At 64.4% G+C, this 21,537-nt stretch carries 19 protein-coding genes; 13 read left to right on the top strand and 6 right to left on the bottom strand.

The window, feature by feature from the left end; all coding sequences use genetic code 11:
- Nucleotides 1-10: 10 nt before the first annotated feature.
- Genes ACSU04_RS17965 through ACSU04_RS17955 form a run of 3 tightly spaced genes read right to left on the bottom strand, consistent with a single transcriptional unit; the run spans nt 11 to nt 5,678 of the window.
- Nucleotides 11-3,349 (bottom strand): error-prone DNA polymerase, encoded by a 3,339-nt coding sequence (locus ACSU04_RS17965; RefSeq protein ID WP_439290517.1) that lies wholly within the window; start codon nt 3,347-3,349, stop codon nt 11-13.
- Entirely contained in the window at nt 3,349-4,893 is a 1,545-nt protein-coding gene (locus tag ACSU04_RS17960; RefSeq protein ID WP_439290516.1) for a DNA polymerase Y family protein, read from the bottom strand. Before ACSU04_RS17960 ends, ACSU04_RS17965 begins: the two co-directional genes overlap by 1 nt.
- Nucleotides 4,893-5,678 (bottom strand): hypothetical protein, encoded by a 786-nt coding sequence (locus tag ACSU04_RS17955; RefSeq protein WP_439290515.1) that lies wholly within the window; start codon nt 5,676-5,678, stop codon nt 4,893-4,895. The genes ACSU04_RS17960 and ACSU04_RS17955 overlap by 1 nt, the downstream gene beginning before the upstream one ends.
- 93 nt (nt 5,679-5,771) lie before the next feature.
- On the opposite strand from ACSU04_RS17955, the gene ACSU04_RS17950 reads away from it, so the two are divergent.
- From ACSU04_RS17950 to ACSU04_RS17920, 7 genes are all read left to right on the top strand, one after another.
- Complete coding sequence (locus ACSU04_RS17950) at nt 5,772-6,062, top strand: DUF1905 domain-containing protein (RefSeq protein WP_439290514.1); 291 nt, start codon at nt 5,772-5,774, stop codon at nt 6,060-6,062.
- 80 nt (nt 6,063-6,142) lie between these two features.
- A complete protein-coding gene (locus ACSU04_RS17945) occupies nt 6,143-6,625 on the top strand; it encodes a prepilin peptidase (protein WP_439290513.1) in 483 nt (160 codons plus the stop codon).
- 34 nt (nt 6,626-6,659) lie between these two features.
- Nucleotides 6,660-6,875: a response regulator gene (locus ACSU04_RS17940; protein WP_439285503.1), complete on the top strand. Its 216-nt coding sequence runs from the start codon at nt 6,660-6,662 to the stop codon at nt 6,873-6,875.
- Nucleotides 6,865-7,512: a CYTH domain-containing protein gene (locus ACSU04_RS17935; protein WP_439285505.1), complete on the top strand. Its 648-nt coding sequence runs from the start codon at nt 6,865-6,867 to the stop codon at nt 7,510-7,512. The genes ACSU04_RS17940 and ACSU04_RS17935 overlap by 11 nt, the downstream gene beginning before the upstream one ends.
- 44 nt (nt 7,513-7,556) lie before the next feature.
- Nucleotides 7,557-8,729 carry a type III polyketide synthase gene (locus tag ACSU04_RS17930; protein WP_439290512.1) on the top strand — a complete coding sequence of 391 codons (1,173 nt, stop codon included), beginning with the start codon at nt 7,557-7,559 and terminating at the stop codon, nt 8,727-8,729.
- Between the two features lie 34 nt (nt 8,730-8,763).
- A complete protein-coding gene (locus ACSU04_RS17925) occupies nt 8,764-9,435 on the top strand; it encodes a methyltransferase domain-containing protein (protein WP_439290511.1) in 672 nt (223 codons plus the stop codon).
- Nucleotides 9,422-10,558, top strand: a complete 1,137-nt coding sequence (locus ACSU04_RS17920) for an FAD-dependent oxidoreductase (protein WP_439290510.1) — start codon at nt 9,422-9,424, stop codon at nt 10,556-10,558. The genes ACSU04_RS17925 and ACSU04_RS17920 overlap by 14 nt, the downstream gene beginning before the upstream one ends.
- Nucleotides 10,559-10,720: 162 nt before the next feature.
- On the opposite strand, the gene lpdA is transcribed toward ACSU04_RS17920, so the two are convergent.
- The gene (gene lpdA / locus ACSU04_RS17915) at nt 10,721-12,118 is read right to left on the bottom strand and encodes a dihydrolipoyl dehydrogenase (protein ID WP_439285513.1); all 1,398 of its coding nucleotides are present in this window, start codon (nt 12,116-12,118) and stop codon (nt 10,721-10,723) included.
- A gap of 9 nt (nt 12,119-12,127) precedes the next feature.
- Nucleotides 12,128-12,850 (bottom strand): copper resistance CopC family protein, encoded by a 723-nt coding sequence (locus tag ACSU04_RS17910; RefSeq protein ID WP_439290509.1) that lies wholly within the window; start codon nt 12,848-12,850, stop codon nt 12,128-12,130.
- Between the two features lie 59 nt (nt 12,851-12,909).
- Between ACSU04_RS17910 and ACSU04_RS17905 the strand changes: the two genes are divergently transcribed.
- The 3 genes from ACSU04_RS17905 (at nt 12,910) to ACSU04_RS17895 (ending at nt 14,759) form a co-directional block, all read left to right on the top strand.
- Entirely contained in the window at nt 12,910-13,395 is a 486-nt protein-coding gene (locus ACSU04_RS17905) for an FHA domain-containing protein (protein WP_439285516.1), read from the top strand.
- Nucleotides 13,395-14,084: a transcriptional regulator FtsR gene (gene ftsR / locus ACSU04_RS17900; RefSeq protein WP_439285518.1), complete on the top strand. Its 690-nt coding sequence runs from the start codon at nt 13,395-13,397 to the stop codon at nt 14,082-14,084. The genes ACSU04_RS17905 and ftsR overlap by 1 nt, the downstream gene beginning before the upstream one ends.
- 99 nt (nt 14,085-14,183) lie before the next feature.
- Nucleotides 14,184-14,759: a MerR family transcriptional regulator gene (locus ACSU04_RS17895; RefSeq protein WP_439290508.1), complete on the top strand. Its 576-nt coding sequence runs from the start codon at nt 14,184-14,186 to the stop codon at nt 14,757-14,759.
- Between the two features lie 59 nt (nt 14,760-14,818).
- On the opposite strand, the gene ACSU04_RS17890 is transcribed toward ACSU04_RS17895, so the two are convergent.
- Entirely contained in the window at nt 14,819-15,631 is an 813-nt protein-coding gene (locus ACSU04_RS17890; RefSeq protein ID WP_439285522.1) for a ParA family protein, read from the bottom strand.
- A gap of 93 nt (nt 15,632-15,724) precedes the next feature.
- Between ACSU04_RS17890 and ACSU04_RS17885 the strand changes: the two genes are divergently transcribed.
- The 3 genes from ACSU04_RS17885 to ACSU04_RS17875 are packed head-to-tail and all read left to right on the top strand — an operon-like array spanning nt 15,725 to nt 21,528.
- Nucleotides 15,725-19,132, top strand: coding sequence for a pyruvate carboxylase (locus ACSU04_RS17885; RefSeq protein ID WP_439290507.1), 3,408 nt, complete (start codon nt 15,725-15,727; stop codon nt 19,130-19,132).
- Between the two features lie 42 nt (nt 19,133-19,174).
- Entirely contained in the window at nt 19,175-21,037 is a 1,863-nt protein-coding gene (locus ACSU04_RS17880; RefSeq protein ID WP_439290506.1) for a MinD/ParA family ATP-binding protein, read from the top strand.
- Nucleotides 21,037-21,528: a peptide deformylase gene (locus tag ACSU04_RS17875; protein WP_439290505.1), complete on the top strand. Its 492-nt coding sequence runs from the start codon at nt 21,037-21,039 to the stop codon at nt 21,526-21,528. The genes ACSU04_RS17880 and ACSU04_RS17875 overlap by 1 nt, the downstream gene beginning before the upstream one ends.
- Nucleotides 21,529-21,537: the final 9 nt, after the last annotated feature.

Raw genomic sequence — 21,537 nt, 5'->3', positions numbered from 1 at the left:
GACGTAGAGCTCAGCGGAAGTCACGTGAGCGATGCTCGATGCCGGTGCGCAGATCTTGGAAGGCATCGGCGAGCACGTTGATCACGCCTTCGGGGGAGCGCTCCAGCATGCCGCGCACGATCAGCGCGGGCGAATCCCTGGCGACCTGGCGATAGCGACTCCACACTCCGGTTGAACAGACCACATTGACGAGCCCGTGCTCGTCTTCGAGGTTCAGGAACGTGACACCGCCCGCCGTCGCCGGACGTTGGCGGTGAGTGACCAGACCCGCAACCTCGATGCGCCGACCGATCTCATGGTCGCGCAGTTGTGCCGCGGTGAGCACGCCACGTTCGGCAAGCGCTGTACGAAAGTGCGCCATCGGATGATCATCCGTGGAGATGCCGGTGATGGAGAGATCAGCGGACAGTTGCTCGTAGCTGGTCTGGTCGGTGAACAGCGGCGGCTGCACAGACACGGTCGTACCGGGGATGTAGCGGGCGCGATCCTCAGCGGCAGCGCCGGCGAGCCAGATCGCTTCGCGCCGCTTCAATCCGAGGCACTCGAACGCCCCCGCGGTTGCCAGTGCTTCCAGCTGGGCGGCCGTGGCATCGGTGCGACGCACCAGATCATGCAGATCCCGATATGGCCCCTTCTTCGCTCGTTCGTCGACGATGCGCTCGGCCATCGACATTCCGATACCACGCACCTCGCTGAGGCCCAGCCTGACGGCGAAGGCGGAGTCATAACGCGTCTCGTCTGGAGCAGCCGACTGCTCCGATACCTGCCGCAGAGAGGTCGTGGCATCCGAATCATGCAGATCGGGTCTGAGCACCTCTACGCCGTGACGGCGGGCATCCGCCGTGAGCGTCGCCGCTGAGTAGAAGCCCATCGGCTGGGATCGCAGGAGACCTGCCAGGAAAGCACCGGGATAGTGCAGCTTCAGCCACGAACTGGCATAGACGAGCAGCGCAAAGGACAGTGAGTGCGACTCAGCGAAGCCGAAGTTCGAAAACGCCTGAATCTGCGCATAGATGCGATCCGAGGTCTCTTCGTCGAGGCCCTTGCGTTCCATGCCCGTGTAGAGCTTCTCCTTGATCCGCTCGATCTTCTCCAGCCCGCGCTTGGAGCCCATCGCCCGGCGCAGCAGGTCAGCTTCATCGGCCGTGCAGTCGCCGAGAGCGGTGGCCATCTGGATGAGCTGTTCTTGAAACACGGGGATACCCAGTGTGCGCTTCAGGATCGGCTCCAGATCTGGGTGGGCGTATGTCACCTCCTCCTGGCCGAGTTTGCGGCGTACGAACGGATGCACGGCACCGCCCTGGATGGGCCCGGGGCGGATGAGCGCGATCTGGATGACGAGATCGTAGAAGCAGCGTGGTTGCAGCCGGGGGAGCAGACCCATCTGCGCCCTGGATTCCACCTGGAACACGCCGATCGAATCGGCTCGGCAGAGCATGTCATAAACGGCGGGCTCTTCTTTGGGCAGGTTCTGCAGCGTCCAGGTTCTGCCGGTGGAATCCCGGATGAGATCGAAACAGTGCTGCAAGGCTGCCAGCATCCCGAGCCCGAGCAGATCGAACTTCACCAGCCCCATCCACGCCGCGTCATCTTTGTCCCACTGGATGACCGTACGGTTCTCCATGCGCGCGTGTTCCACCGGCACCACCTCGCCGACAGGCCGTGCCGTGAGCACCATGCCCCCAGAGTGGATGCCGAGATGCCGTGGCGCTTTCAGCAGCTCACCGGCGTACTCCAACACGTTCTCTGGGATGTCATGCCCATCGGCAGGCTGCAGGCCAGCGCCCCAGCCTTCCACCTGCTGCGACCAGGCATCCTGCTGGCCGGGGGCATGACCGAGCGCCCTGGCCATATCGCGGATCGCGTTCTTCGGGCGGTATTGGATGACGTTCGCGACCTGAGCTGCGCGTTCGCGTCCGTACCGCTGATAGACCCACTGGATGATCTCCTCACGGCGACGGGAGTCGAAATCTACGTCGATGTCCGGCTCTTCCTCGCGCGTGGTGGCGAGGAACCGCTCGAAGGGCAGTCGGTACAGGATCGGGTCGACAGCGGTGATGCCCAGCAGATAGCAGACCGCGCTCGCCGCGGCGGATCCTCTGCCCTGGCAGAGGATGCCACGGCGCTTCGCCTCGGTGACGATGTCATACACGATGAGGAAGTATCCGGGGAAGTCTTTCTCCTCGATGACGTTGAGCTCACGTTCGATACGAGCACGGCCGTCGGCATCAAGCTGCGGATACACCTCCGGCACCGCAGCCCATACGAGTGCGCGGAGATGACTCATCGGGGTTTCCCCTTCAGGCACCTCTTGTCTGGGCAGCGCAGGGCGCGCACGGCGTAGCGGAAAAGCGGATGCCGCGGCGATCTCTAGGCCGTTCGTGATCGCCCCTGGATACCGCTGAAATCGGGCGGTCATCTCTGCACCACTGCGCAGGTGCGCGGAACCGTGTGAGGGAAGCCAACCGTCGAGCTCATCCAAACCGCGAGTGGCACGCACCGCGGCGACGGCCTCCGCAAGCCGCGCACGCTGTGGCACGGTGTAGTGCACATTGTTCGTCGCGACGAGGGGAAGACGCAGCTGTGCGGCGAGGTCGGCGAGGGCATCGTTGCGCCTGTTGTCTTGTGGGTCACCATGGTCGATGAGCTCGACAGCGACGTGCTCCTGGCCGAACAGATCGACGAGTCGCCGGAGGGGAGTCTCGGCATCGCCACGGGCAAGACCCTGCCTCACTCCGCCTTTGCGGCAGCCGGTGAGGATTGTCCAGTTGCCATCTGCGCTCGCCGCAAGATCATCGAGGTCATAGATGGGGCGGCCCTTCTCTCCGCCACGCAGCTGCGCCCTGGTGATCGCGCCGGAGAGTCGGTGGTATCCCTCCAGGCCGCGAGCGAGCACGAGCAGATGTTCACCGACCGGATCGGGCACCCCGTTCTGCGGTGCAGGAAGGTCGAGGGAGAGCTCGGCGCCGAAGATCGTCTGCACCTGCGCTGCACTCGCATCTGCAGCCTCGGCGAAGCGGGCGGCACCGTAGAAGCCGTCGTGGTCGGTGATCGCGAGCGCGGTGAGTCCGAGCCGTTCGGCCTCTGCAACGAGGTCTTCCGGAGAAGAAGCGCCGTCCAGGAACGAGAACGATGAGTGCGCGTGCAGTTCGGCGTAGGGGACAGCATTCTCTGGGCGAATGATCTCAGCAGGTGGCGTGCTCTTGCGTTTTCTGCTGATGGGGCCCGGGTCGGGACGGCGCGCAGGTTCCGTGCTGGTTGGATCACTGGTTGATTGAGCACTGGTTGCGCGGCCGCTGAGGGTCTGCTCGAGCTCTTTCCAGGAGAGCGGCGGATTGTGGAATCCCATCAGCGGTATCGCCCCTCCGCCCACCAGGAGTCGGCCTCCCAGAGCACAAGCCAGGCACGCTGCGACTCATCGACAATCTGCAGTCGCTGGGCGAGCCGGGCGTTGTCGCGGTCCCAGGCGCGCTCGCGCAGCGGCCATGGACCTGCCCAGCTCAGCACCGGAGTCTCTTCAATCCACGCAGGAGGGGCAGAGAGTTCTCCTCTGTCGTTGACGGACGGCTCGGTCCTGTCAGCGGCAGCGAGCCGTATCGGCAGTGGTGTCGTGTACACCTCTGAGGGGTACGGCGGCGGCAGGCTGCCAGGCCAGGGCAGGGCAGCATCTCGTTCCGGAGGTGCCAGGTCACCCCAAGGCTGGAGCAGCTGTCGATCGGTAAGGCGACGGCCGCCGATGACAACAGGGGAGACGACGCCACGATGGCCGAGCATCGCCTGCACGCGGGATACGGCATGGTGCAGTCGCTGTTGTGGTCCCTGTCCGAACAGTCCCGGCTGATGGTGGGCGCTGTCATCGACTCTGGTGGGGGTGATTCGTACTTCGGTGATGCCAGCGGACTCGCGGTCGGATTCGACGGGACGGAGCCCCTCCAGCTGCCAGCGCACCCGATCGACGAGGTCACTGGCTTCGAAGGAGGTCGGATGCAACCACACCCGTGATGTGATCGACCCGTCATCGTCGGTCAGGTCGATGCGCACCTCTGTGCATACCTGTGACAGTTCAGCGAGGGCAGCGGTCACGGCATCCGCTGTCTGTCGCACCGCGAATGCCACCTGATCGGCTTGCTCGAGCGGGCTTTCGAACACGATCTCGCGCGCGAGCTCCGGCTCGGGATGCTGAGGCGTCAGTGGGCGAGAATCCGCGCCTGATGCCAGAGCGTGCAGCCGGACGCCTCGCTCTCCTAGCCGGTCGCGGATGTCGCTCTCGGCGAGGGCGGCGAATTCGGCAAGGGTGCGGATGCCGAGCCGTTGCAGTAGGGCTGTCACATCGTCGTCACCGAGAACCTGCACCGGGAGAGGCGCGAGGAACTCCTGTGATCTGCCGGGATCAACGACGAGCGCAGGAGCTGCCAGCCGTGCCGCCTGCTCTGCTGTGAAGAGTCCATCGGCGACCGCGGCACGGGCGTCAGGATGGCCGTGTGCAGCGAGGGCAGCGATGAGTCGCAGCGCGGACTGTTCTTCTCCGCCGTAATAGCGGGCGGCGCCGCGGGCGCGCAACGCGGCGAGCCCTGGGCGCAGCGGTTGTACGCCGGGTACCAGCTCTTCCAATAGACGCAGCACGGGCAGGAACGCGCGCTCGTCACGGCGCGGGTCTGCCGGGATCAGACGCAGGGCAGGAGAGAGTGACTGTGCAAGTCGTCGGCGCTGGCCGCGGCGCACACCCTGTGCTCGGGCAGCCGCAGAACAGGCGATGATCGTGTTCGCGTGAAATATGGCGACAGGTTCATCGGCGACAGGTTTATTGGTAACAGGTTCATGGGCGGACGATGCGCCGAGCGCAGCACGCACCGGCCAGTCCGGAAGCCACAGCACCAGATGGCGTGGGGGCATCATCCTGCTACCGCCCAGCGGTCGGTGTCGGTGTCAGTACCGGTGCGTGATGGTGCCGGCGACGGCAACGATGTCATAGGCAACGATGCCACCGGCCGCAGGGGAGCGGGCGCCGCATCCACCCGTCCGAGAGAGGTGGGCATCTGCACGCGCACTCGACGTGGAGATTCGTGTCGCCGGCCCGAGGAGCTCAACGTCACGGTGCGCTCGGCGAGGAGTCCCCAGCCGGAACCCAGACCGTGCCATTCGGTCTCTTCCACTCGGATCGTCGCCTCACTCTGTGGCCAGGGTGCCGTGACCAGCAGTGTGCAGCCGCGATCGCGCAGTCGTGCATTCAACCGGGCGATGTCGGCATCTGAGACCCTGCTGCGAGGGTGCACCGCAATGAGCGGAACCACCTCGGAGAGTGCCATGGCGACAGTCAGCCAGCGAGGACCAGGATCGGGCACGAGGATGAGGCGCTCCAGTTCGACGCCGAAACCGTTCATCGCCTCGACGCCGATCGTGGGCATGCCGATGATCGCGCACCATGAGCCCTTCTGCGATGGGGCAGCGAGCAATGCGCCCAACAAGCTCGGCGAAGGCGAGAGGGAATACGAGGAACCGACTCGCAGGCCAGGGTCGGGTAAGAGTCCTTCCAAAGCCGGATCGAGGGGGAGGAAGGGGACGTCGCTGCGCCGACGCTGCATGCGGGAGATCTCGCTGCGCAGACGGTGAACCTCCTGAGCGCGGGAAGCGATGCTCTCGCGGGGGAGAGCCGAGGGGGCGGAGAGTGCGGTGCCCATGCATCCATCCTCGAATATATCTACGAATAAATCAAGTAACACTCCGATCGTAATTCGCACATCGGACATTCGGTTTCGCGTTACCTTTGATGAATGCAGATCGAGTTCGAGAGCCCCGTCACCCTCTGGGACAAGCGGGTGGAGGCGTGGTACTTCGCGACCATGCCAGAGGAGCTCTCTCTGGAGCTGCGTGAGTTGCCTGCGCCGCAGCGAGGCTTCGGGTCTCTGCGCGTGCAGGCGAGGATCGGAGCCTCGATCTGGCGCACCTCGATCTTCTTCTCCGGCAGTGCCTTCGTGCTCCCGTTGAAGAAGGCGATCCGCGAGGCGCAGGGGATCGAAGAGGGCGACGTCATCACCGTTGACCTCGACATCATCGATCTCTGAGTCATTCGCACTGAGTGATTCAGCGCCGAGTTATCCACAGGGCTCGTACGCGGCATCCGATCTTCTCGTAGCCTTCCGGCATGCCTTCTGTCGCTGTGGTGCGTGACGTCATCGTCGTGCTTGCGCATATTGCGCTCGCCGGAGTAGGCGTCTGGCTGCTCGTGATCGATGCGCGAACACACCGATTGCCGAATCGAATCGTGTTGCCGACTCTCATCGCACTGCTCGCGCTGGTTGGCATCGATGCGCTCGTAACACAGCGCAGTGCCCCATTGGTCAGCGCGCTCATCGGGATGCTCATTCTCGGTGGTTTCTATGCCGTGATGCGTGCCACCAGCCGAGGCGGAATCGGCGGTGGAGACGTCAAACTCGCCGCTGTCATCGGCCTGGTACTGGGGTGGCATGGCTGGCAGGCGCTCGCCGTCGGTGCGGCATCCGCCTTCGTGCTTGGCGCGTTCTACGCACTCGCCCTCATGGCGCTGCGCCGAGCGAACCGCTCCACCAGGATCGCCTTCGGCCCGTGGATGATTATCGGCGCGGTGCTCGGTATCGCCGTGGCATAAGACGATGCGGCGCACTCAGCGCTATGGTGTGCACATGGCAATCGCACGACTTCACGGAGGCCCGCTCGACGGGCAGATTCTTCCGCTCGAGAACACTGAGCAGGACAGCCTGATCGCGCCCTACGGTGCGACCCAGGTCATCTATCGACGCACCGGCGATGCTCTCAATACCGGTACGAGTGACGGACCCACCGAGGTGGCGTTCTGGTTCATCGAATCCAGCGACGACATCACGCCCAGTGACGACTGAGCCCGCACAGGCCGGTCCCTCACAAGCTGATCCCTCACGCACTGTCGAGGTCGAGCGCAAGTACGACGTCGACGACGCAACGCCGCTACCTGTCTGGGATGCGATCCCAGGTGTGGATGCGGTGACCTCCGGCGAGCTGCGTGAACTCGACGCCCGCTACTTCGACACCGCGGATGCTGCGCTGTCGCGATCGGGCGTCGCTCTACGTCGTCGCACCGGCGGACCCGACGAGGGCTGGCACATCAAGGGACCTCGTGAGGGGGACGGACGTCTCGAACTCGGCTGGCCGCTGGGCGATGACGAGATGCTGCCGGATTCTGTCGGCACGGTGATCGCACGATGGACGACCGAGTCGCTCACGCCGCTCGCACGCATCGAGAATGATCGCACGGCCTATCTGCTCACCGGGCCGGCCGGCGTCATCGCGGAGTTCGTCGATGATCGAGTCCGTGCCACCGATCTTCGAGCCGGAACAGAGCGCGAATGGCGCGAATGGGAGATGGAACTGGGGCCAGCAGCGCCCGCAGATGTCGCAGGTCGCGAGGAGTTCTTCACCGCGGTCGAGGCAGCGATCTTCGCAGCCGGCGGTCGACACGCGGCATCCGGATCGAAACTCGCCCGCGCTCTCGGCATCTGACGCAACCCCTTCCCTGACGCCCCGGGTCGTGCTTGAGTGGCGATATGACCCGGCCTGCCGTGCTCCGATCACTCCAGACGATCGTTCCTGATACCCAGCTCGTGCAAGAAGACGTCCGCGATGTCTTCGCAGCCCAGCCTGATATTGGTCGGCTGGCGAAGCGGATCGTGTCCGCATCATTCAACGGCTCTGGCATCGATACGCGATATACGGTGCTCGAAGAGCTGTCGTTTTCTGCCGCAACCGAGTCGCCGCAGTTCTTCGATCGAACCGCAGGCCTACTCCTCGAGCCCGGTACGAAAGCGCGCAACGAGGTGTATATCCGTGAAGCGGGCAGGCTTTACGTTGAGGCGGCCAGACGTGCTTTGGATGCCGACAGCGACAGCGACATCACCGCCGCCGACATCACCCACGTCATCACCGTCTCGTGCACCGGTTTCTACTCCCCAGGGCCCGACTACGAGATCGTTCGCGCTCTCGGACTGCGCGACAGCACTCGGCGATATCACCTGGGATTCATGGGATGCTACGCCTCGATGCCGGCACTGCGAGCGGCGAGCGAGATCTGCGCCGGAGATCCGGATGCTGTAGTGCTGGTGGTCAGCGTTGAGCTGTGCACGCTGCACCTGCGTTCCTCGGATGACCCGGACATGATCATCGCCACCTCACTCTTCGCCGATGGGGCTGCCGCGGGAATCGTCACTGCACGCACATTCGATTCTGATGTGCCCGGACTCGTGCTCGACCGGTTCCACACCGCGCTCATCCCCGAGGGGAACAAGGACATGGCGTGGACAATCGGGGACCACGGTTTCGAGATGGTCTTGTCGACGGCGGTCCCGCAGCTCATCGGCGAGCACATCCACGACGCGCTCCGGCCGCTGTACGTCGGAGAACCTCCGCTCGCCGAGGCGTTCGATGGCGGTTCGATCAGCGAGCAGATCACGCACTGGGCGATCCACCCTGGCGGGCGCAGCATCCTGGACCGTGTGGAAGAGAAACTGGGCCTCACCGAGCAGCAGCTCGTGCCGGCTCGCGAGACTCTGCGGCAGTACGGCAACATGTCCAGCGCGACGGTGCTGTTCGTGCTGCGGAAGATTCTGGAAGACGCCAGCACACGTAACGGAGACCGCGTCACCGCGGTGGCGTTCGGCCCTGGCCTCACCGCGGAGACCGCACTCCTGACCGTCGTCGCTCCCGGTCGCCGTGCGGAGTGATCTCTCGGCGAGAGAGCTCGAGACACGCGAACTGATGGATGATCCGCACGCGGATCTGCGGATGCTGGAGCGCACCTATGAACGATTCGCGCTGATCAACGGCGTGGTCTCGCGCTGGGGCGCGGTGTACCGCCGTGACATCCGGCCACGCGCGCATACCCGGCCCATTCGGCTCCTCGACGTCGGCGCCGGAGGAGGAGATGTGTCGCGGGCGATTGCGGCCTGGGCGCGAAGGGACGGGCTGACAGTGCATGTCACGGCACTGGATGCCGATGCCAGGGCGATCCGCTGGGCGAAGAGTCGAGGCGGCGCGGTGGCATATCGGTGTGCGCACACGAGGGAGTTGGCAGAAGCCGGCGAGGTCTTCGACATCGTGATCTCCAACCACCTACTGCACCATCTGAGCCGTGAGGAACTGCAGGAGACGCTGATCGATTCGACCCGGCTCGTGAGTAATGATGGGCTCGTTGTTCACCGTGACATAAAGCGCAGCAGGTTCGCCTACCGAGCATTCTCCGCAGGAACCCTGCCGTTCGCGAGGAATCTGTTCGCGGGTTCCTTCATCCGGCCGGATGGGCTCACCAGCATCCGGCGCGCGTACACCGCGGCAGAGCTCTCGGCCGTCGCCCCGAGCGGCTGGCAGGTACGCCGTGCATTCCCCGCCAGGCTCGAGCTGCGATGGGAGGCGATCCGTGCCGAAGCATGAGGTCGCGATCGTGGGAGCTGGCCCGGTCGGTCTTCTCCTGGCCTGTCTGCTGGCACAGGCTGGGGTCGCAGTCGCCGTGTACGAGCAGCGCGCCGACGCTGATGATCGTTCCCGGGCGATCGGGATCCACCCACCGGGTCGAGCAGCGCTGGATGCGGTGGGGCTGGGGGACGACGTTCGCCGTGAGTCGCTCGGTCTCGACGGGGGAGAAGTGCTCTGCGGCGGCCGGATGATGGCATCGGTGTCCTTCACGGCAGCGCAGCGCGTGCTGATCCTCCCGCAGCGCCGCACTCACACGCTTCTTCGCGAGCGCCTCGCTCGCCTGCAACCCGGAGCACTACAGGTCGGCCACACCGTTCTCAGCCTTCGTGACGAAGGTGACCTCGTGCGACTGAGCCTCGGCGGGGACGGTGCACTTGGCGAGGCGACGGCGTCGATCGTCGTTGCAGCTGACGGCGTGCGCAGCGGGATTCGGAGACAACTCGGAATCGAATGGCAGGAACGGCCAGGCGCTGGCTCCTATGTGATGGCAGATGTTGCGGTGATGGCGGATGTTGCCGACGAGATGCTCGGTCGGCGAGTGCAGCTGCACTGCGAGCCGAGCGGACTGGTCGAGTCTTTTCCGCTCCCGCAGGGGCGCAGGCGATGGGTCGTCGCGGATCCGCATGACCGACTGCAGGATGCGACGGCCTTCGCTCACGCGATCGCTGAACGCACCGGCATCCATCTCGAGATGTCAGAGGCATCTTCGCCGACGCCGTTCCGCGCACAGCAGCATCGTGCGGCGAGGCTCGCCGTCGGCAGAGTGGCTCTGGTCGGAGATGCCGCCCATGAGACCAGTCCGATCGGCGGGCAGGGGATGAACCTCGGTTGGATGGGTGCCAGGATTCTGGCATCCGCCATCGAAGTGTCACTGCGGGCTGGCACGGCGGACTTCACTGACTATGAGCGCAGGATGCGGTGTTCTGCAGGGCGCGCGCAGCGCCGCGCATCCTTCTATATGGCGATGGGAACCCCAGCGGCTGGACTCACGTTGAGCGCGCGCAACGCGCTGATCCGAATGCTCGGAGCCGCGCCTTTGCGCCGGCGCGCTGCCGATCTGATCACCATGCGTGGAATCTGATCTCCGCGGCGTCGCCGGAATCAGGAGCTTCGACCCAGAGCAGGAGGAATCTGCAGAATTGTCCTGATCTGGGGGCATCCTCCTGATTCCAGGTGCAGCAGTCGACGCAACGACGAAGGCCCGGCCACGCGTGAGCGTGCCGGGCCTTCAATGCTGACGTGATCAGAAGTTGATCATGTGTCCTGCGAGGCCGTGGAAGCCCTCCTGCAGTGCCTCCGACAGCGTCGGGTGCGTGTGCACGTTGCGGGCGAGCTCGAGTGCCGTGAGGTCCCACTTCTGCGCGAGCGTGAGCTCGGGAAGCAGTTCGGAGACATCCGGGCCGATCATGTGGGCACCGATGAGCTCAAGGTGCTCGGCATCCGCAATGAGCTTGACGAAACCGACCGGCTCGCCGAGGCCATGCGCCTTGCCGTTCGCCATGAACGGGAACGACACGACCTTGATATCGCGACCCTCGTCCTTGGCCTGCTGCTCGGTGAGACCGAATGACGCGACCTGCGGCGAGCAGAACGTCGCGCGCGGCATCATGCGGTAGTCGCCCAGTGTCTGCGTCTCGGCTCCTCCGATGGTCTCGGCGGCGACGACGGCCTGTGCCTCGGCGACGTGCGCAAGCTGCAGCTTGGCGGTGACGTCACCGATCGCGTAGATCCCGTCGACGTTCGTCTTCATGTAGTCGTCGATGTCGATCGCGCCGCGCTCGGTGAGCTTCACACCGGTCTTGTCCAGACCGAAGCCCTCGATGTTCGGGGCGAAACCGACCGACATCAGAACCTTGGCGGTATCGATCGACGTCTGCGCGCCGTCCTTGCCGGTGTAGGTCACGGTGACGGAAGAACCGTTGTCGACGATCGTCTCGACCTTGGTGGAGGTCAGGATGTCGACACCGTAGTTCTTGTACTGCTTGGTGATCTCCTTCGACACATCGGCATCCTCATTGGGAAGCGCACGGTCGAGGAACTCGATGATGGTGACCTTGACGCCGTAGTTCGTCAGGACGTAGGCGAACTCCATGCCGATGGCACCGGCGCCGACGATGACGATCGACTCGGGGAGCTCACGGGTGAGGATCTGCTCCTCGAAGGTGACGACGTTCTCACTGAGCTGCACACCGGGCAGCAGGCGCACCTTCGATCCGGTGGCGATGATCACGTTGTCGAACGTGACCTCTTCGGTCGTGCCGTCGGCCTTGGCGACCGAGATCGCCTTCGGGCCAGTGAAAGTGCCGCGACCGTCGTACTCGGTCACCTTGTTCTTCTTCATCAAGAAGTGGATGCCCTTGACTCGGCCGTTCGCCACCTCGCGGCTGCGGTCGAACGCCTTGCCGAAGTCGATGGTGAACTCACCCGAGATACCGAAGAATTCGGCCTTGTGATTCAGGGTGTGCGCGAGCTCGGCATTCTTCAGAAGAGCCTTGGAGGGGATGCAGCCTACGTTCAGGCAGATTCCACCCCAATACTTTTCTTCGATGATTGCGGTGCTCAGACCAAGCTGTGCACTGCGGACGGCGGCGACGTAGCCGCCAGGGCCCGCACCGAGGATGACGACATCGTAATGTGGCATGGCTCCAGCTTATCGCTCTGCGGGAACGTCGGAACCGGAGTCGGTAGAGGTGCGGCGCGCACGCGCGACCAGCCAGGCGATGATCCCAGCGATGACGAGGATGCCGGCAACGACGCCCGCCCAGATCCACCCGGTGGCGGAGTCTGAATCGGATGCGGCGGGAGTCTCTGTGGCCTCGTCAGTGGGAGTCGTGGTCGCGTCGTCGGTGGGATTCATCGTCGACTCGGCGCTCGGCTCGGCCGTGGGCTCGGTTGAAGGCTCGATCGTTTCCGCGAGTGTGCTCGTCGTCACGGTGAAGGTGAGTTCTTCGTTCGTGTTGTCCGTGGGATGCCCGTCGCTGGAAAGCACCTGCCAGAACACGGTGTACTCGCCCGCCATAGCTTCGGCGACGAGAGGCTGAACCACCATCGCGCCGTCCACGGTCGGCGCACCATCCGTGACCGAGTTGCCTTCGGCATCCAGCACCTCGACTGCGGTCGTGCCTTCTCCACTGATCAGCGCCGCGCTGAATGTCAGCGTCAGCTCATCGGGAAGCGTCTCGACCGTCGAACCGGCCGCAGGGGAGGAATCGACCAGCGCGTCATGAGCGGCAGCGGACTGCGGCCACGCGAACAGCACGAGGAGTGTCGCGAGCAGTGTTGCAGCCAGCGCGACCGGGGCAAGGGAACGTCGAAGTTGGAGTGTGTGCACATCTCCACCATAGGAAAGGGCGATATGCGGTGGCTGAGTCATCCAGACACTCCCGGCGGTGGCATCCGATCAGTTAGTCTGGGGGGAAGAGGAGGGCCAACGTGACAGATTACGAAAGCCGATCGGCACAGAACACGGCGATTCACCGTGACGGCGAGCAGCGACACGACGCCACACAGACGTTCGGACACGATTCCGATCTTTCGTTTGTGCCGTTCGGAGCCGACCTCACCGATGTGGAGCAGTCGGCGATCGCCGCACTCCCGTCTGGGTCTGCCCTCCTGCTGGTTCGTTCCGGCGCCCTCGCTGGCGCACGCTACCTGCTAGACACCGACGTCACCACCATCGGCCGACACCCAGAGGCAGACATCTTCTTCGACGATGTCACCGTCTCGCGTCGTCACGCCGAGATCACCCGGTCTGCTGGCACGTTCGAGATTGTCGATCAGCGTTCGCTCAATGGCACGTACGTCAACGGAGAGCGCGTCGACCGCAGCGCCCTGGCGACCGGCTATGAGCTGCGCGTCGGCAAATTCCGCCTGAACTTCTTTGCGTCGCCCGCAGATATTGCGGCGGCGAATAACTGATGGCAGCACTTCACGCCCGCGATCGCTCAGCGTCCGCGGGTCTTCTGAGTATCGGTCAGGTACTTGCGAGGCTGACTCCGGAGTTTCCCGATCTCACCTCCAGCAAGCTACGTTTCCTCGAGGTTCAAGGCATTGTCAGCCCGTCGCGCACTGAGTCCGGCTACCGCAAGTTCTCGCAGGCAGACATTGACCGTCTGCGGCTCGGACTCACCCTGCAGCGCGATCATTATCTGCCGCTGAGCGTCATCCGCGAACAGCTCGACGAGGCTGAGGCAGACGGCGAGACGGCGTCAACGCTCGCGCCTCCGCCCTCCATCGCACCCGTGCCGCGTCGCTACCGCCGCGATGAGCTGCTGTCGGCTGCTGGTGCGGGCCCCCAGATTCTGAACGACGCGATCAGCACGGGCATCATCGCTGCGGCCGAGACGTACCCAGAGCCGACTGTGATGCTCTTGCGTGGTCTGGTCGCACTCGATCGCCATGGCATTGAGCCACGACACCTGCGGAGCCTGCGTCAGAGTGCCGAGCGGGAGGTGTCGCTGATCGAATCGGCGATGTCATCGCTCCTTCGCCGAACGGATGCCACGTCCCGCGGTAAAGCGCGCGAAATGGCTCCGGAATTGGCGACAAAAATCGATGAAGTGCGCTCGCTCTTCGTCAAGGAAGCGCTCGCTCGAGTGCTTCCGTAACGAACTGGTTGCGACACACCTTCCACCAAGGGTGGATGTCATTGCCGGTGCCCCGGCACTGCTCTAGCGTGGAGGTAACGGTTCCAGAGAGGATTTCAAATGAATGCCGATGAGCTTGCAGGCGACTCACGGTTCGTGCCCGAACTTCTCTTCACGGACGGTCTGCCCGCGATGGATGATGAAGTGGGTTACCGCGGTGCGATCGCTGCTCGTGCAGCCGGCATCACCTACCGTCAGCTGGACTACTGGGCACGCACTGAGCTTGTCGTTCCCACCGTTCGCGGCGCCAGCGGATCTGGCTCGCAGCGTATGTACGGATTTCGCGACATCCTCGTACTCAAGCTCGTCAAGCGACTGCTTGACACCGGCATCTCGCTGCAGCAGATTCGCATCGCCGTCGAGCAGCTTCGTGCTGCAGGCATCCGCGATCTCGCCGGCACCACGCTCATGAGCGATGGCGCATCGGTCTACCTGTGCACGTCGAACGACGAGGTCATCGACCTCGTCAGCCGCGGTCAGGGTGTATTTGGCATCGCCGTCGGCAAGGTCCTTCGCGAGGTCGAATCGACCCTCGTTGAATTCGACCCGGCCGCTCTTAACGCCACCGCCCTTAGCACCACGGCTTCCGACCCGGCCGACGAGCTCGGTGCTCGTCGTGCCAAGCGCACGGCCTAAACGACTTCACCAAAAAATCCCGCTCGGCGATGCCGGGCGGGATTTTTTCGTACGAGCTGTTAGGCCTGCGGGCCGGACTCCGGAACAGGAACGCGGCCGGTGCGGACGATGCGGTCCAGCAGCAGGTCGAAGTCGGCTGCGAGCTCCTGAGCGGAGTCGCCGGGCCAGATGTGCAGTGGCTTCGCCGCACCCTGCGCCTGCTGCAGCGACGTGCGCTCAGGCAGTTGCGGGCTCAGGACGAGGGGCCCGAACATGTCGCGAAGTTCCTTGATGCGGAACTGGTGCTCGATCGACTGCGGTCGCACGCGGTTCACGACAATGCCGAGCGGCTGAAGACGGGGGGAGAGACCACGGCGGATCTCTTCGATGGCGCGAAGGGCGCGGTCGGCTGCTGCCACGGAGAACAGACCAGGCTCGGTGACAACCATCACGCGGTCACTCGCCGCCCAGGCCGTGCGGGTCAGTGCGTTCAGCGAGGGAGCGCAGTCGACGAGAACGAGGTCGTAGTCGCTCTCGACAGAGGCCAGGGCCTCTTCCAACTTCCACACGTCGCGCACGCTCGGGTGCGGGCCATCGAAGTTGATGGCGGAGGGGCTGCCGATGAGAACATCGATCGTCCCCGGGTGCACCTTCGCCCAGCCGCTGGACGTGATCGCCTGCCGAACGACCTTCTCCTTCGGGTTCGCCAGAACATCAGCGATGTTGAGTCTGCCGGCGACTTGAATGTCCATTCCGGTTGACACATCGGACTGCGGATCGAGGTCAACGACGAGGGTCCGGACGCCTCGGGCGAAGGCCGCTGAGGCCAACCCGAGAGTCACGGTCGTCTTGCCGACGCCTCCCTTGAGAGAGCTGACGCTGAGTACGTGCACGTAGACCACGTTACAGTCCCCTAGGCTTGGAAGACACTCAGCCCCGCCCCGTGTGCGTCAAAAATGCCGTACGTCGAGTCATCAGAGGTGTGCATGTTCCAGAAGATTCTTGTGGCCAACCGTGGCGAGATCGCCATTCGTGCCTTTCGAGCCGCCTTTGAAGTGGGAGCGCGCACTGTCGCTGTCTTTCCTTACGAGGACCGCGGTTCGCAGCACAGGTTGAAGGCCGATGAGGCCTACGAGATCGGGGAGCGCGGGCATCCGGTGCGCGCCTATCTCAACGTCGACGAGATCGTCCGTGTCGCGCTCGAGTCGGGTGCCGATGCGATCTACCCCGGCTACGGATTTCTCTCCGAGAATCCCGAGCTTGCCGAGAAAGCCGCAGCGGCCGGCATCGTCTTCATCGGGCCGCCCTCGAACGTTCTCGAGATGGCGGGCAACAAGGTCGAGGCGAAACGCCATGCGATCGAGGCTGGTGTCCCCGTTCTTCGCTCAACGGAAGCGTCCTCCGACGTAGACGTGCTCGTGGCTCAAGCCGACGAGATCGGCTTCCCGCTGTTCGCCAAGGCTGTGGCCGGTGGTGGTGGCCGCGGTATGCGTCGCGTGGCGAGTATGGGCGAACTCGCCCCGGCACTTGCTGAAGCGATGCGTGAGGCAGAGAGCGCTTTTGGCGACGCGCGCATGTTCCTTGAGCAGGCGGTTCTGCGCCCGCGTCACATCGAAGTGCAGATCGTCGCCGACAAGACCGGCGAGACAGTGCATCTGTTCGAGCGTGACTGCTCGGTGCAGCGCCGCCACCAGAAGGTCGTCGAGATCGCCCCGGCGCCGAACCTGGATGACAGCATCCGCACTGCGCTGCATGGCTACGCCATCGCCTTCGCGCGTTCGATCGGTTATGAGAATGCCGGCACCGTTGAGTTCCTGCTGGAAACGGCGGGAGAGCGCACCGGTGAGGTCGTCTTCATCGAGATGAACCCGCGCATTCAGGTCGAGCACACGGTCACCGAAGAAGTCACAGACGTGGATCTCGTGCAGACGCAGATGCGTATCGCCGCAGGGGCCACGCTTGCCGAACTCGGATTGCAGCAGGGGGACATCCATCTGCGCGGTGCAGCTCTGCAGTGCCGCATCACCACCGAGGACCCCACGCAGGGCTTCCGCCCTGACACGGGCAAGATCACCACCTACCGCTCGCCGGGCGGTGCAGGCATCCGTCTCGATGGTGGCACGGTGCACCAGGGCGCGCAGATCAGCCCGCACTTCGATTCGATGCTCTCCAAGCTCACCTGTCGCGGACGTGACTTCGAAGCAGCCGTCGGACGCGCCCGTCGCGCGCTGGCGGAGTTCCGCATCCGCGGCGTTTCCACGAACATCCCGTTCCTGCAGGCGCTGCTGGCCGATGATGCATTCGTCGCAGGCGATGTCAGCACGTCCTTCATCGACGAACGCCCCGACCTGCTCCAGGGCCGCGTCTCAAAGGATCGTGGCACCAAGCTGCTGAACTGGCTTGTCGATGTCACCGTCAACAAGCCCAACGGCGGGCACCCCGGTGCGGCCGATCCCGTGTCGAAGTTGCCGAGTGTCGACCTGACCACGCAGCCGGTACCTGGTTCACGTCAGCGTCTGCTGGAGCTTGGTCCAGAAGGATTCGCGAAGAGCTTGCGCGAACAGAGCGCACTGGCGATCACGGACACGACGTTCCGCGATGCCCACCAGTCGCTGCTGGCCACGCGCGTGCGCACCAAGGATCTCGTCGCCGCGGCGCCCTACCTTGCTCGCCTCACCCCTGAATTGTTGTCGGTCGAGGCCTGGGGAGGCGCGACCTACGACGTCGCTCTCCGCTTCCTTGGTGAGGACCCGTGGGAGCGTCTGGACAAGCTGCGCACCGCGCTGCCGAACGTCAACATTCAGATGCTGCTGCGTGGCCGCAACACTGTGGGCTACACGCCCTACCCGACGGCGGTGACCGAGGCGTTCGTCGCCGAGGCCGCTGCCAGTGGCGTCGACATCTTCCGCATCTTCGACGCGCTCAACGACGTCTCACAGATGCGCCCGGCAATCGACGCCGTGCGCGCCACAGGTACGGCGATCGCTGAGGTGGCGCTTTGCTACACCGGCGACCTTCTGAATCCGGCCGAGGACCTGTACACGCTCGATTACTACCTCGGCCTTGCCGAGCAGATCGTGGATGCCGGGGCGCACATCCTCGCCATCAAGGACATGGCAGGGCTCCTGCGTCCGGCCGCGGCGGCAAAGCTCGTCACCGCGCTGCGCGAGCGCTTTGACCTGCCGGTGCATCTGCACACCCACGACACCCCTGGCGGCCAGCTTGCGACTCTGCTCGCGGCCAGTAACGCCGGCGTCGACGCGGTGGATGCCGCATCCGCTCCGTTGTCTGGCACGACCAGCCAGCCCTCGCTCTCGTCGCTCGTGGCGGCGCTGGCGCACACCGACCGCGACAGCGGTATCGATCTGGATGGCGTATCCGATCTCGAGCCCTACTGGGAAGCCGTGCGCAACCAGTACGCGCCATTTGAATCGGGGCTACCTGGCCCCACCGGACGCGTCTACCACCACGAGATTCCCGGTGGACAGCTGTCGAACCTGCGCCAGCAGGCCAAGGCGCTGGGACTTGCGGATGACTTCGAGCTCATCGAGGACATGTACGCCGCAGCCGACCGGATTCTTGGGCGAGTGCCGAAGGTGACGCCGTCGTCGAAGGTGGTCGGCGACCTCGCCCTGCACCTCGCCGCAGTACGCGCCGACCCCGCAGACTTCGAGGCCAACCCCGAGAAGTACGACGTGCCGGACTCGGTCGTCAGGTTCATGGCCGGTGAACTGGGCGATCTGCCTGGCGGCTGGCCTGAACCCTTCCGTACCAAGGTGCTCGCGGGTCGCGAGGTGCGACTCGGGGTCACGGAGATCTCTGCAGACGATGAGCGGGCGCTGGCCGGTACCAGCCAGGAGCGACGCGAACGTCTGAACACATTGCTTTTCCCGGAACCGACGCGCGAGTTCGCCCAGCAGCGCGAGCTGTTCGGGGACCTGTCGGTGCTCGACACAAGCGACTACCTATACGGGCTCGTGCAGGGCCAGGAACACGTGGTGGAGATCGACCGCGGCGTGCAGCTCTACGTCGGTCTTGAGGCGATCGGTGAGGTGGACGATCGCGGAATGCGCACCGTCATGACCACGCTGAACGGTCAGCTGCGCCCAGTGTTTGTCAGGGATCGCTCGGTTACCGTCAATGCGCATGTGGTCGAGAAGGCTGACACCTCCAAGCCCGGTCAGGTAGCAGCACCATTCTCCGGCGTGGTCTCGCTGAAGGTCGAAGTCGGAACGTCAGTTCGCGCCGGTGAACCTGTCGCATCCATCGAGGCAATGAAGATGGAAGCGGCCATCACCGCACCCGTCGACGGCGTGATCGAACGGCTCGCAATCGGGGCCACCCAACAGGTTGACGCAGGTGACCTTTTGGTTGTAATCAGTCCAGCCAAGTAATCTTGTGCAGGCGACACGCTCGCACAAGCTTGGAGTGACACAGTGACATCGAAGAACACACCCGACTCTGCGGGGGATGATTCCCACGGCGTTCTCGACGAGGCAGCCTCGTTGGACACGACCGCCCTGGGAATCATTGGGGCGACCGCGCAGGTCAACGTCGCGCTTCCGCGTGATGAAGACGACGACCTCGTCGACGATTCCGTCCTGGACGGAGAGATCCTTTCAGAACTCATTGTCGACGAGGAAATCGTGAAGGACGTGCCGCCGGAGAAGGATGAAGTGCAGGTGGGACGCATCCAGGAGGATCGCACCGGCATCGTCATCGAACTGCCCATCGAGGAGCCGGTGGAGGACGTCGTGGAAGCGATCGTCGAACCCGAACCGGATGCATCCAAGGGCGCGGATGCTGCGGACAACGCATCCACCGACGACGCAGTGACCGCCGAGGTGATTGTGGAACCGGAGGTTGCGGTCGCCGCTGCGCCCGCAACGGCGAAGTCGAAGAAGGCCAAGCCGAAGGCGAAGCCTGCGCCTGCGGAGAAGCCGGCGCCTGCGGAGAAGCCTGCGCCTGTCGAGAAGCGGGTCGAGCCGAAGCCCGAGCCCGCGAAGGCCACAGCAAAGCCGGCGGCAGAGAACGTGTCAGCCTCCGCGCCGCGCAGCGAGAGCGCCACATCCGCGTGGATCGCCGCAGAGCTGAAAAAGGATGCGAAAGCATCCACGACGCCGGAACCGACAGTTGCGGCATCCGTGTCGCCAGAGAACGTGTCGCCAAAGAGTGCGTCGAGAGAAAACGTGTCGACAGAGACCCTGTCCGCGGAGAAGACGAAGAGCGAGACCGTGAACACTGCCCCGAAAGATCCGAAGCCCACTGAGACGGCAATCGTGCAGCGACCGGCTGTCACGCGACCCGAGGTCGCGCTGACGTCAAGGCGTCTGGGCGACCAACTCGGCCAGTCGACTCGCGAATCCGCCGATCTGCTGACCGCCGATCGTCTGCTCGACCCGCACCAGCAGACCAAGCCAGAGCCGGAGGGTGCTTGGAGCCACTTCCTGTACACGCTTTCCGGTCGAAAGATCAACATCGGCGACGGTAAGCGTGCACGCGCGCGTAAGGCGCTGACCGCGCGAATCGCCGCTCCGCTCGTCGGCGGCGCCCGGTTCGTACCAGTGCTGTCGCGCAAGGGCGGCGTCGGTAAGACCACGATCACGGCACTTTTGGGCATGGCCCTGGCAGACGCCCGCGATGACCGTGTTATCGCCGTGGACGCCAACCCCGACCGTGGAACGCTGGCTGACCGCATCGTGCGCGCCAACGGCAAGTCGGTGCGTGATCTTGTGCGCATCCACGAAGAGGTCAAGGGCTACCACGACATCTCCGCGATCGTTGCGCGAGACACCACGCGACTTGATGTGCTCGCATCCGACACCGACCCTCGTATCGCCGAGGCGTTCAACGACGACGACTATCGTGATGTCGCGAACGTCGCTGCGCACTATTACTCGCTCGTGCTCACCGACACCGGAACGGGCATCGTGCACTCGGTGATGGGCGCGACGCTGGATCTGGCTGATCAGCTCATCGTCGTGTCCGGGCTCAGCGTCGATGAGGCACGTCTGGCATCGGAGACGCTGACCTGGCTCGAGACCAACGGGTACGAGGATCAAGCGCGTAACGCAATCATCGTGCTCAACCAGTCGACTCCTGGCAGCCCGCTCGTTCGTCTGAACGAGTTGGAGTCGCACTTCGCAACGCGTGCACGAAGCGTCGTGCGGGTGCCGTATGACACTCAGATCGCCGGCGGCGGCGCGATCGTCTTCGCCAATCTGCAGCCCGAGACCCGCCAGGCGGCTCGCGAGCTGGCAGCGCTCCTTGTCGAGGGCCTGCGCACGAGCGCGGCCTGATGGCGGTTCGTGAGATCCGGGTCTTCGGAGACCCGGTATTGCGTACGGTGTGTGCGCCGATCGAGGAGATCGATGACGGCGTGCGATCCCTGGTCGCGGACCTCGTCGACAGCGTTGAACTTCCTGGCCGTGCCGGCGTCGCAGCTCCCCAGATCGGTTTCGCCGTGCGGGCGTTCAGCTACAACATCGATGGCGACATCGGCTACGTGCTCAACCCGGTGCTGACCGAGGTTCGCGGAGAGGCAGTACCGACCGGCGAAGGGTGCCTGTCAGTGCCCGGCATCTGGCACGACGCGCTGCGGCACCCGTGGGCACGCGTCGAAGGTATCGACCTCGACGGGAATCCTGTTGTTCTCGAGGGGGAGGGGCTGCTCGCTCAGGCGCTGCAGCACGAGACCGACCATCTCGACGGAAAACTGTACCTCACGCGGCTCACGCCGCAGGATCGCAAGATTGCGATGCGCGAAGTGCGTGAGAGCGACTGGTTCTGAACGACAAAT

The sequence above is a fragment of the Microbacterium sp. A84 genome (assembly GCF_051842815.1).
Lineage (GTDB): Bacteria > Actinomycetota > Actinomycetes > Actinomycetales > Microbacteriaceae > Microbacterium.
Note: the sequence above shows the minus strand (reverse complement) of the source record. Positions and strands in the feature narration are given on the sequence as shown.

Excerpts from the sequence above, each read along its gene's own strand:
- ACSU04_RS17965 (WP_439290517.1), bottom strand. The coding sequence starts at position 3,349 with ATGGGATTCCACAATCCGCCGCTCTCCTGGAAAGAGCTCGAGCAGACC.
- ACSU04_RS17960 (WP_439290516.1), bottom strand. The coding sequence starts at position 4,893 with ATGCCCCCACGCCATCTGGTGCTGTGGCTTCCGGACTGGCCGGTGCGT.
- ACSU04_RS17955 (WP_439290515.1), bottom strand. The coding sequence starts at position 5,678 with ATGGGCACCGCACTCTCCGCCCCCTCGGCTCTCCCCCGCGAGAGCATC.
- ACSU04_RS17950 (WP_439290514.1), top strand. The coding sequence starts at position 5,772 with ATGCAGATCGAGTTCGAGAGCCCCGTCACCCTCTGGGACAAGCGGGTG.
- ACSU04_RS17945 (WP_439290513.1), top strand. The coding sequence starts at position 6,143 with ATGCCTTCTGTCGCTGTGGTGCGTGACGTCATCGTCGTGCTTGCGCAT.
- ACSU04_RS17940 (WP_439285503.1), top strand. The coding sequence starts at position 6,660 with ATGGCAATCGCACGACTTCACGGAGGCCCGCTCGACGGGCAGATTCTT.
- ACSU04_RS17930 (WP_439290512.1), top strand. The coding sequence starts at position 7,557 with ATGACCCGGCCTGCCGTGCTCCGATCACTCCAGACGATCGTTCCTGAT.
- ACSU04_RS17925 (WP_439290511.1), top strand. The coding sequence starts at position 8,764 with ATGGATGATCCGCACGCGGATCTGCGGATGCTGGAGCGCACCTATGAA.
- lpdA (WP_439285513.1), bottom strand. The coding sequence starts at position 12,118 with ATGCCACATTACGATGTCGTCATCCTCGGTGCGGGCCCTGGCGGCTAC.
- ACSU04_RS17910 (WP_439290509.1), bottom strand. The coding sequence starts at position 12,850 with ATGACTCAGCCACCGCATATCGCCCTTTCCTATGGTGGAGATGTGCAC.
- ftsR (WP_439285518.1), top strand. The coding sequence starts at position 13,395 with ATGGCAGCACTTCACGCCCGCGATCGCTCAGCGTCCGCGGGTCTTCTG.
- ACSU04_RS17895 (WP_439290508.1), top strand. The coding sequence starts at position 14,184 with ATGAATGCCGATGAGCTTGCAGGCGACTCACGGTTCGTGCCCGAACTT.
- ACSU04_RS17885 (WP_439290507.1), top strand. The coding sequence starts at position 15,725 with ATGTTCCAGAAGATTCTTGTGGCCAACCGTGGCGAGATCGCCATTCGT.
- ACSU04_RS17875 (WP_439290505.1), top strand. The coding sequence starts at position 21,037 with ATGGCGGTTCGTGAGATCCGGGTCTTCGGAGACCCGGTATTGCGTACG.